Here is a 3,205-nt window from a genome sequence, read left to right on the forward strand (position 1 = left end):
CCGGGCTCTCCGGGGCGGGGGTCCGGGACCGTATATTTACGGGCCGCTCACCCGGAATTTCGACGGGACCCGGCACTTCGGCCCACAAATACACGGCAGCGTCCCGGACCCCCGCCCCTGCGAACCCGGCCCCTCCCGTGCGTGGTGAGGCCGGACCCGGTTCGTGCGGACGGTCTGGCGGGGGCTTGGGCGGCTCGTCGGCTCGGCTTTCGGTCGTGGCCCCGGGCTAATCCGGTTGGAGGATCGTCACTTCTTGGCCGGGGTCGTCACTGCCAAGTTGCTCGCCATCGTGATGTACGGCCGCACGCCTGCCGTCGTGGGGTAGATGTCCGTCTTGTTGCGGTCGACGATGTCGCCGATGATGCGGCCGACGCGGATCAGCGGGGTGCCCGGGGCCAGGCGCAGGGACAGGTCCCAGACGCTCTCGTCGGTCGCTCCGGCGCGGGCCTTGTGCACCTGCTCGTACGGGACGGTGAAGGAGAACCGGGTCTCGTCGAGGACCGTGATCTCGACGGTGAACGGCTGGGCCGTGCTCTCGCCTCGGGGGGCGGCGGTGACGTGGGGCTTGCCGTCCGGGGCGAAGGCGGCGCCGTGCAGGGTGCCCTCGACGGTGAAGGAGGCGGGCTCGGTGTGCAGGGTGCGGGCCTCCGCGTGGGCGGTGCGGCGCCAGGCGCGCAGGGAGAGGTTGTTGTCGACCGTCGGGTAGGGGACGGCCCAGGCGAACGGCTTGCCGGGGCGGGGTTCCTTGCCGAGGAGGCCGCGGCCCTCGGCGAAGGTGGAGGCGACGCGGCGGCGGGCGTTGTCGTCGGCCCGTACGACGTGGAAGTCCCAGCGGCCCTCGGCCAGGGACAGCTCGTGCGGGGTGAGGACGGCGGTGTACGGGGCGGTGTCGTCGGCCGGGGCGGTCAGGGGGATCGAGACCTGGTCGTCCTCGCCGCGGCGGGTGAGCGTCAGCGTGAGGTTCTCGCCGGTCAGGCCCTTGCGGGCGAGGAGGACGACGATGTCGCCGGCGGCGTCGACGCGGGTGGAGGCGGTGGGCCTCAGCGGCTTGCGGACTATGTCCTTGATCGCGCTCTTCACGGGCGCCGCGTTGCTCATGGCGCTGCGGCGGAAGGGGCGTACGAGCTTGCCGGCGGTGCGGCGCAGCATCAGGGAGATCGGGACCGCTGCGGGCTTGGGCTGCTCCTCGTCCCTGGCGCGCAGCTCGTCTATGAGCTGTTCGTAGCGGGCGGCGATGTGCTCCGGCGCGTACCGCTCGGCGGAGACGGCGGCGGCGCGGCCCATGGAGTGCCGCAGGTCGTCGTCCTCGATCAGCTTGAGGAGGCCCTTGGCGATGCCCTCGGGGTCTCCGACGGGGACGAGCAGGCCGTCCTTGCCGTCGTCGATGATCTCGCCGGGGCCGTGCGGGCAGTCGGTGGCGACGACCGGGACGGCGCAGTGCATGGCCTCGACGATGGTCATGCCGAAGGACTCTTCGCGCGAGGTGACGGCGGCGATGGAGCCCTTGGCCCATTCGGTCTCGATGGGGGACTGGGCGCCCATGAGGGTGATGTGCTCGTTCAGGCCGAGTCCGTCGATGCGGGCGCGCAGGGCGGCGTGCTCGGGGCCGCGGCCGTAGATGCGCAGCTTCCAGTCGGGGCGTCGGGCGGCGACCTTGGCCCAGGCGTCGACGAGGACGTGGTACTGCTTCACCGGGATCAGCCGGCCCGCGGCGACGACGAGTTTGGCGCTGCCGTCGGAGGGCTCGATGTCGGAGGCGGGCACGCCGTTGGGGAGGGCGATGAGCTTGGTCTTGACGCCGGGGAACTGCGCGCGGTGGGTGGCGGCGTCCGCCTCGGAGACGGTGGTGTGCGCGTCCAGGCGGGGGATGGCGGCGTCCTGGGCGGCGCGGATGTTGGCTTCGTGGGTGCCGTAGATCCGGTGTTCCTGGCCGATCCGCAGATAGCGGTCCTGGCCGTACTCGGCGAGGTAGATGACGAGGCCGGGGCGGGTGGCGACGACGACGTCGGCGTCGGTGCGGGCCAGGTGGTCGGCGAGGGTCCGGTCGGTGAGGGCGTTGAACTGGGCGCCCTTCGCCTCGACCGGCGGGATCAGCGCGGTGGGCTGGTCGAGCAGCGGGTCCTCGGCGACGTTGCCGTTGACGTCGGGGCGCTTGTCGAGCAGGGAGACCAGGCGGACCTTGGGGTGCAGGGGCAGGCGGGGCGTGGCCTGGGTGCGGTAGACGGAGACGATCTCCACGTCATGGCGGGCCGCCAGGGCCGCGGCGACGTTGAACGTCGAGCGGATGGTGCCGCCGATGCCGTAGGCGTTCTGGATGAGGAAAGAGATCTTCATAGCTGTGGACGCGCGCGCGGTGTCTTCGCGGGCGCTTTCCCTCCCCCTGGCCTGGATATCCGTATCGTCCCATGATGACCGGAGCGGTGCGGTTCCGCGCATTCCGATCCCAAGGTAAAAGACCGGTCATGGGGATTTTGGTTGCATGTAGTGCTCAATATGTGGCGAGGGTCACGTCTCTGACGTCGATGGTGAGGTCGTTGGAGGGGTCGAAGACGGGTTTCACGGCGACCGTGCCGCGCAGCGGGTGGCGCAGTTCGCGGGCGGGGCCGACGTCGGTGCGCTTGCGGTCCACGTTGTCGCCCGCGAGGCGGCCGAGCGTGACCCGCACGGCGGGGGCCGATCCGGCGCCGGGCAGCCGCAGCCGCAGTTCCCAGGTGTCGTGGGAGGTGCCGCGCCGGGTGAGGAGCCGCTCGTAGGGGAGCGTGCACGTGAAGCGCCGTTCATCCAGAACGGTGACGGCCACGGCGACGTCGTACACGTCGTCCTCCGGGGAGAGGGCGAAGATCGCCGCCGTGCCGTCGTCGGGCAGCGGGCCGGCGCCGCCGTGCAGGGTGGCGGTGAGGGTGACGGAGTCCGGGCCGGTGACGACGCGGTCCAGCTCGGCGTGGTGCGGGCGGCGCCAGGTGCGCAGGGTCAGCGACCCGGCGGCGGTCGTGTACGGCACCCAGGCGGTGACGTCGCCGTCCGCGTCGGTGACGAGGGGCAGGGTGAGCAGCCGCGCCTGCTCGACGAGGGTCGCCGCGACTCGCGCGCGCTTGCCGTCGTCGGCCCGCTCCACGTGGAAGTCCCAGCGGCCCTCGGCGAGCCGGTTCGCGGCGCGGTCGAGGGTCGCGGTCAGCGGGCCCTTGCCGGTCGCGGGGGCCTGGAG

General features: G+C 72.2%; 1 protein-coding gene and 1 pseudogene. Both read right to left on the minus strand.

The genetic code is table 11. The annotated features are described in order from the left end of the window. Positions 1–246 precede the first annotated feature (246 nt). On the minus strand, positions 247–2,334 hold the full coding sequence (locus tag ACFU99_RS38545; protein WP_384401843.1) for a glycosyltransferase family 4 protein: 2,088 nt from the start codon (positions 2,332–2,334) through the stop codon (positions 247–249). A gap of 154 nt (positions 2,335–2,488) precedes the next feature. After that, a pseudogene (locus ACFU99_RS38550) lies at positions 2,489–3,205 on the minus strand (glycosyltransferase family 4 protein); the annotation flags it as partial.

The organism is Streptomyces sp. NPDC057654 (assembly GCF_042800135.1).
Lineage (GTDB): Bacteria > Actinomycetota > Actinomycetes > Streptomycetales > Streptomycetaceae > Streptomyces.

Bases quoted from the DNA above. Each gene is read 5' to 3' on its own strand.
- ACFU99_RS38545 (WP_384401843.1), bottom strand. From the start codon at position 2,334: ATGAAGATCTCTTTCCTCATCCAGAACGCCTACGGCATCGGCGGCACC.